General features: G+C 43.3%; 9 protein-coding genes. All 9 read right to left on the bottom strand.

What is annotated here, in order from left to right:
- Positions 1-44: 44 nt before the first annotated feature.
- Positions 45-443 carry a metallophosphoesterase gene (locus DWX28_RS16320; RefSeq protein ID WP_118253944.1) on the bottom strand — a complete coding sequence of 133 codons (399 nt, stop codon included), beginning with the start codon at positions 441-443 and terminating at the stop codon, positions 45-47.
- A 36-nt stretch (positions 444-479) separates the two neighbouring features.
- Complete coding sequence (locus tag DWX28_RS16315) at positions 480-1,487, bottom strand: ATP-binding response regulator (protein WP_158565331.1); 1,008 nt, start codon at positions 1,485-1,487, stop codon at positions 480-482.
- A 183-nt stretch (positions 1,488-1,670) separates the two neighbouring features.
- Positions 1,671-2,756 carry an endonuclease/exonuclease/phosphatase family protein gene (locus DWX28_RS16310; protein ID WP_118253937.1) on the bottom strand — a complete coding sequence of 362 codons (1,086 nt, stop codon included), beginning with the start codon at positions 2,754-2,756 and terminating at the stop codon, positions 1,671-1,673.
- Between the two features lie 77 nt (positions 2,757-2,833).
- The gene (locus DWX28_RS16305) at positions 2,834-3,013 is read right to left on the bottom strand and encodes a hypothetical protein (RefSeq protein ID WP_022213362.1); all 180 of its coding nucleotides are present in this window, start codon (positions 3,011-3,013) and stop codon (positions 2,834-2,836) included.
- Positions 2,991-3,305, bottom strand: coding sequence for a BrnT family toxin (locus tag DWX28_RS16300; RefSeq protein WP_118253934.1), 315 nt, complete (start codon positions 3,303-3,305; stop codon positions 2,991-2,993). The genes DWX28_RS16305 and DWX28_RS16300 overlap by 23 nt, the downstream gene beginning before the upstream one ends.
- 52 nt (positions 3,306-3,357) lie before the next feature.
- Positions 3,358-4,707, bottom strand: coding sequence for an MATE family efflux transporter (locus DWX28_RS16295; RefSeq protein ID WP_118253931.1), 1,350 nt, complete (start codon positions 4,705-4,707; stop codon positions 3,358-3,360).
- A gap of 144 nt (positions 4,708-4,851) precedes the next feature.
- A complete protein-coding gene (locus tag DWX28_RS16290; protein WP_005423341.1) occupies positions 4,852-5,163 on the bottom strand; it encodes a YbjQ family protein in 312 nt (103 codons plus the stop codon).
- Positions 5,144-5,785, bottom strand: coding sequence for a MerR family transcriptional regulator (locus DWX28_RS16285; protein ID WP_118253929.1), 642 nt, complete (start codon positions 5,783-5,785; stop codon positions 5,144-5,146). The genes DWX28_RS16290 and DWX28_RS16285 overlap by 20 nt, the downstream gene beginning before the upstream one ends.
- Positions 5,786-5,898: 113 nt before the next feature.
- On the bottom strand, positions 5,899-6,381 hold the full coding sequence (locus DWX28_RS16280) for a hypothetical protein (protein ID WP_022213366.1): 483 nt from the start codon (positions 6,379-6,381) through the stop codon (positions 5,899-5,901).
- Positions 6,382-6,436 lie beyond the last annotated feature (55 nt).

Genomic DNA, 6,436 nt, shown 5'->3' with positions numbered 1-6,436 from the left:
TCCTACGCTTTCATCTCGGTAATTGAATTGCCGAGGATTCCCGCTTATTGTCCTAAAGTTGGATAGTGTGACAGATAAAACTGATAGCCTTTAACTGCCGGATATTTCAGATAACATGCAGCTTCACCTGCTTTGATCACGTTTTCGCAGGTTTCGTACTTTTTGAGCTTGCTCTCACTGTCGTGGTTACCTCGAAATATAATAAGCTCACCATTTAATTGTTTTAATATATTCAGGGCATATGAGAATTCCTCATCTTCGAGATCTTTTTTTAACATCACATCTCCCAGAACATATACGACATCATCTGGGCTGACAAGTTCATTCCAATTAGAGAGCAATGCGCTGTCATGCTCTTCAATTGATTGAAACCCACGCTCTTTGTATACAAACTCTTTGTTATGACCAATATGCAGGTCACTGGTTACCCATATTCTACGCATACGTGCTCCTTTTATGTCCTTTTATATTACTGCATCTCATGATCTTCCTCCGATCACCTGTGCTACGGTTTCTTTCAGTACTTTCATATCCACCGGTTTTGCCACATATGCATCCATTCCGGCGTCCAATGCGTCATGGATATCTTCCACAAAAGCATTTGCAGTCATGGCAATGATCGGAATTGTCTCAGCCATCGGATGACCTGAACTTCGGATTGCTTTCATCGCCTCGTATCCGTTCATCACCGGCATCTGTACATCCATCAGGATCAGATTGATCGTGTTTTCTTCCGATGCGGTAAATGTCTCTACCGCAAGCTGTCCATTTTCGCAGACAGTACATTCTGCGCCTTCCATTTTAAGCAGTTCCACAATGATCTCAAACTTCTGCCTACGAAGGACCATCTGCGGGTGGACGAGGGCATCAATATTCTCGATGATCTCATCCATGTTTTCTTCTTCCAGCGTCAGCTTCATCTTGCCTGCCTCGATCTTGGACATATCCAGCACATCGTTGATAAGTCCCAGCAGATACTGGCTGGAAAAAGCGATCTTCTTTGTATATTCCTGCACTTTTTTCGGATTTTTGCTCTCATTATCTAGCAGCGTCGTAAAACCTACGATCGCATTCATAGGTGTTCTCATATCATGGCTCATATTGGAGAGAAAACGACTCTTGGACTGGTTCGCCTCTTCCGCAATATGAAATGCCTCTTCTGCCACTTTTTTTGCTTTTTCCAGTTCCTGGTTCACTTCCGACAGACGTTCATTCGTCCGCACCTCAAACTCATACATCGCGCGTGTCCTGCGGCTTCTGTACCAGACAAAGAAACCTGAACACAGGATTGCAAAAGCACATGCCGCAACCAGTGCAAACGTGCGAATGATAGAATTCACCATGTCCATGGTATTCGTCGCCACATGATCTGCTGACACAAGAAACAGCATCGTCCAGTTATAACTCGGGATTTTTTTCAAACAGTAATAGTATTCCCTTCCTTCATAAAACGCATTGGCACAGACAAAACGTTTTTTGTCTTTCATACTATTCTCCTCCATGCTTCCTGCTGTTTTGTTTCAGAAATATAATCCCTGTCGATCCAGAAATTATTAATGACCTTTGGTCAGTACCTAACTAATTTGGATTATACTCGAATTTTATATCTTTTGCAAAAAAAATTCCCCAAAGATGCCTCTGGGGAATGATTTTTTGTATTTTTATTCATTTTACTGAGTAAGTTTAAATTTCATGTAGACCGGATCGTGATCGGAGTAGGTGTAGCCTGTGTTGATGTCTTCGTAAGATACGCATTCTATATTATCGGAAATGATAAATCCGTCCAGTGTAACTGTGTAGGTTTCACCCGGTACATATTCCATGTCTGCATTACGCGCGCTGTCCCATAAATCCTGTTTTTCCTGCTCGGAAAGCTGATCCATACCGAAGGAAAAATGCTCCGGGAGTTCGGATCTCGGGAATGGATATGCCCAGGATTCTCTTTCTGCAGAATCGTTTTCATCTGCTTTAAGGTCATGATTGAAGTCGCCGCCACAGAGCACGTAATTTCCTGCTTCGTATTCTTTCTGCATATCTTCGGTCAGCATGCGGATCTGGCCTTCCCGGATCTCATCGCTGTTCCCATAGGCAGACATGTGCAGTTCAAAGATTACGAATTCTTTGCCATTGTCCACTGGAATTCTGGAAATGCTGTAACAGCGGTCCAGATCAAAAAACTTACTGAATGACGTAGATACCGGAAAGCTTCTTCTCAGAGAATCTGTGACAGGGTATCTGGAAAAAAGAGCCAGCCCTGATCTGCTCTTGCCGTGTGGCTGTGTAAATGGATAGAACAAAAATGCAGAATCATAGTTCTGTGCAAATACAGTATCGTAATCTGCAAAGCAGTCCTTCAATATGTCATATTCATTTACATGATAACTTCTGGTTGAATTCAGATCCACCTCTTCAATCAGGGCAAAATCCGGATCATAAGATCTGACCAGTTCTCCTGCACCCTGAACCGTTTCAAGCACACTGTCCTTACTCTTCGCCCAGGAAGATCTGCCGCCGTCCATAAAAAAGCTGAAATCCGGTGTGTATGCACCAAAACCGATATTGTATGTAAGTGCGGAGTATTCTTTCTCCGTTGTCAGATATGCATTTGCCTGTGCATGAGATTCCACCTCCAGCGACAGGTTGTCTTCGATACGGTGATAGCTTGCATAAAGGTAGATGATATACACGATCAACACGGCCACAACCACCCCTGCTATGATTCCAATGATCTTAAAAATCTTTTTTGCTGTTTTCATAAATTTACCTTTTCTTTTGTATTATCTGCAAAATAGCAGAAAATCCCAGAGTCTATCTCTACTCCAGGATTTTCAATTTATGCATTTTTCTTTCGGTTCCTCTGAATCACACTGCTCTTAAATGCTTTGAGCATCGCTGGTGATAATTCTGGTGCGTCTTCATCAGTTATTATCGGAGAGTTCTTTGCATCCATAACTTCCTGTAATTGTTCTTTTGTCGGTTTTTGTCCCTTATTAATAGTAAATGTCTTGAGCATAATAGAGCCTCCTCTCTGATTCTGTTGCCAGTCTGGCGGAAATCAAACGAATATTCTCTTTTCTTTCCGTAAACACAACAAATAGTACTTCTCCAACACATCCTATCGCAATGTATCTGTCCTCATCTATACTGTGCTCAAAATCATACATTTCTATATAATTTTTATCTGCAAATACGTATGCTGCTGTTTCAAATGATATCTTATGTTTTTTCTGGTTAATCAGATTCTTTTCCTGATCCCATTCAAACTTCAATCCATCACTCTCCTGCTTTTTTTCTAAGTATAACATGGATGGATTTTTCACACTAGTAAAAGAATTATAAAAATATCATTCTGTAAGTTTATATTTTATTTACTTGACGCTTCCTTGTGATCCACAGGAACGTGCATGTGAAGATGATTCCTTTGACGATCGATGTTACAGAGAGTGCCCACCAGATTCCACTGAGTCCTATCATTCCGCCGAGAATGATCGCCAGCGGGATCCTGGCACTGGTGAAGGTGATGCTGATGATACTGCAAAGTCTCGTCCTGCCAAGTCCGGACAAGGCACCTACCGTTGTCAGTTCTACACACATAAAAGCTTCACTGAATCCAATGATCACAAGATATCCAACTGCTGTCTCGATTGCCTTCGGTTCATGGAAAAAGATATCTGCGATCGCATTGGGAAAGCATATAAATGCAAGTGAGATCAGCACTCCCCATACACCAACTGTCCACAAAGCTGCCTTATATCCCTTTCTCACACGATCGTTCTTTCCGGCTCCATAATTCTGTGCAATAAAAGCATTCAGCGCTGCCGCAAAACCATCTGCTGTATTCCAGGAAATCGACTCGATCTGCCCGCCGACCCTCTGTGTGGCAACCGCCTCTGCACCATATCCTGAAACCATTCGTGTCAGCACCATGGAAATTGCACAATATGCCATTCCCTGGATTGCTGTCGGAATTCCGATCCTGCAGATCCCACTCAGATATTCTTCCGGGATCTTTGCCAAAAGTTTTATACCCTTCAGTACATTTTCTTTTTTCCGCACAATGATCGCAAGAACCATAATACTCATAACGATCGCCTGTGCCATTACCGTTGCAATTGCAGCTCCGATCACGCCCAGTTTCGGAAAAGGTCCCGGTCCAAGGATCAGAACGGGATCCAGGATCATGTTTGTGATAAGCCCGATCAGATTCGCCAGAAATGGCGTCTTGGAATCGCCCTGTGCCGTATAAAGTCCTGTCAATGTCAGAGTCATAAATGAAAATACGATCAGTCCGCACGCGATCCTCGTATACGACATAGCCGCTGCATACGCCTCAGCGTCCGTCAACTGAAAAAAGCCGACCATCTGCTTCGTAAATACCAGTGAAAGAATTGCATACACCATTCCCATCGCCGCTGCCAGCTGCACTGCTGCCTGTGCAAAACCATGCGCCTTTTCCCTGTCACCACGTCCAATGCACTGTGCAACCTGCACCTGACCGCCCATCCTCGCCATAGAAGCAAGCCCCTGCGAAAGCCAGGTAAACATACCGCCAACGCCAACACCGGCAACTGCCTTCGAGCCAAGCAGCCCAATCCATGCCATATCCGTAATATTATACAAAGTCCCAAGAAACGACGATGCCATGATCGGAATGGCAAGTTTTGTCAACGTTTTCAGAATAGGACCTTTTGTTAAATTTCCCTCCATGAATTAAATTCCTCATCCGTTTTTATTTTTCATCATCCATGAGTCTTATTATACATGGTTTGCTATATGTTTTCACCATATATTTCGTACAGAAAAAAAGCTCACATCTCGTTTCATTATGATGTGAGCTTCTTTTGACCATTTTTATTTGTATTTCACCGCAGTTCCATAAGCGATCACTTCTGCTGCTCCTGACATGACCTGGGAGGAGCCGTATTTAACACCGATCACGGCATCGGCATCCATCTCCTTGGCTTCATCTACCATACGCTTCGTAGCGATCTGTCTTGCCTCGTTCAGCATTTCTGTGTAACCTACGATCTCGCCGCCAACCAGGGTTTTCATGCCTGCCATGAAATCTCTGCCGACGTTCTTGGTCTGCACAACGGTTCCTTTTACGATTCCGAGCGGCTCAAAATCCACGCCCGGGATATATTCAATACTTAGAAGCTTCATCTTCTTCTCCTCCTTCGATTTCCTTCATTCTTCCTGCAAGTGCTATGAGCGTTCCTGCAATGATGACTGCCGGGATCCCTGCGATCAGCAAAAGCAGCCCCAGCGGAATGGGATCCTGTGCGTTTGCCCAGAATACGATTATGATCGTCACCAGCATGAGCACTGTCATAACTGCTGCACCGATGATCGCTCCCGTTCTCTTTTTCTTATGCACATCTGTTTTATTAACGTTCATAAACTTTGCACCTTCTTTCTCCATCTGCTCGATTTCTTCCAGACAGTCCTCTGCATTCAGAGATTCCAGTGACCGATGTTCCAGGATCAGACGTTCGCACATGTCCTGCATCTTCAAAAGACCTTCCTTTCGGTGTTCCAGTTCCTTGAGATGCTGTTCCAGACAGATCTGCAGGCTTTTCTTTTTTTCGAAGAGAAGTTTCATTTCTTCTATGGAAATATCCATCTTTCGGAATAATTTGATCTCCTGAAGCCGGATGACATCCTCCTGATGATATTCCCTGTATCCGTTTTCTGCACGTTCTACATTGAGAAGCCCCTGGTCTTCATAAAAACGGATATTTTTTCTTGTGATTCCTACAAGCTCTTCCACCTGTTTGATCTTCATTGCGCTACCTCTTACTTTCCTGACAGTCTGAAAACTCTTCATATCGCTGTCTGTACCTGTTTTATACAGCTTCCATAAGGTGGAAGGTCAAGTGTTTTTTTATTTTTTTCTGTTTAATCTTCCTGATATTTTACAAAAGTGAACGTTTTGCCATGATTGGTCAGTTCCAGACCATCTTCTGTTTCTTCGTAAGTAAACTCTATGGTATCTGATGACGTTTCAATGTCCCATCCAGACGGATAATAGTCTTTGTCTGTCATGCGATCATCTATTTTCAATTCCATTGTATCCGCATCCAGATTTATGATCGTTCCGGCAAGGCCAGGCTCTCCCGCTTCTGCATCATAGATCATCAGTGCCGGCGGTTTCGTTGTAAAAAATCCATCTGCTTTTGTAAAAACAGCCATTTCCCAGAAGCATTCATTATCGTAATACTCCTCGTCATCCATATCATCATCGTATGGAATTCCATAATCGCCTTCAAGCCGGCTCAGGATCTCCTGATCTACTTTGCCAGCCGGATGATAAAACCACACACCTGCTGCAACTGCCAGAACTCCCAGAATCCCTGCTGTAATAACTGTTTTCTTTTTCATGGGTAATTGTCCTCCTCATAATGTAAAACTTTTTTATTCATATTTCTATTATAGA

Source organism: Blautia sp. AF19-10LB, from assembly GCF_003461245.1.
Taxonomy (GTDB): Bacteria; Bacillota; Clostridia; order Lachnospirales; family Lachnospiraceae; genus Blautia_A; species Blautia_A intestinihominis.
This window is presented reverse-complemented; position numbering and strand designations above follow the sequence as displayed.

Bases quoted from the DNA above. Each gene is read 5' to 3' on its own strand.
- DWX28_RS16320 (WP_118253944.1), bottom strand. From the start codon at position 443: ATGCGTAGAATATGGGTAACCAGTGACCTGCATATTGGTCATAACAAA.
- DWX28_RS16315 (WP_158565331.1), bottom strand. From the start codon at position 1,487: ATGAAAGACAAAAAACGTTTTGTCTGTGCCAATGCGTTTTATGAAGGA.
- DWX28_RS16310 (WP_118253937.1), bottom strand. From the start codon at position 2,756: ATGAAAACAGCAAAAAAGATTTTTAAGATCATTGGAATCATAGCAGGG.
- DWX28_RS16305 (WP_022213362.1), bottom strand. From the start codon at position 3,013: ATGCTCAAGACATTTACTATTAATAAGGGACAAAAACCGACAAAAGAA.
- DWX28_RS16300 (WP_118253934.1), bottom strand. From the start codon at position 3,305: ATGTTATACTTAGAAAAAAAGCAGGAGAGTGATGGATTGAAGTTTGAA.
- DWX28_RS16295 (WP_118253931.1), bottom strand. From the start codon at position 4,707: ATGGAGGGAAATTTAACAAAAGGTCCTATTCTGAAAACGTTGACAAAA.
- DWX28_RS16290 (WP_005423341.1), bottom strand. From the start codon at position 5,163: ATGAAGCTTCTAAGTATTGAATATATCCCGGGCGTGGATTTTGAGCCG.
- DWX28_RS16285 (WP_118253929.1), bottom strand. From the start codon at position 5,785: ATGAAGATCAAACAGGTGGAAGAGCTTGTAGGAATCACAAGAAAAAAT.
- DWX28_RS16280 (WP_022213366.1), bottom strand. From the start codon at position 6,381: ATGAAAAAGAAAACAGTTATTACAGCAGGGATTCTGGGAGTTCTGGCA.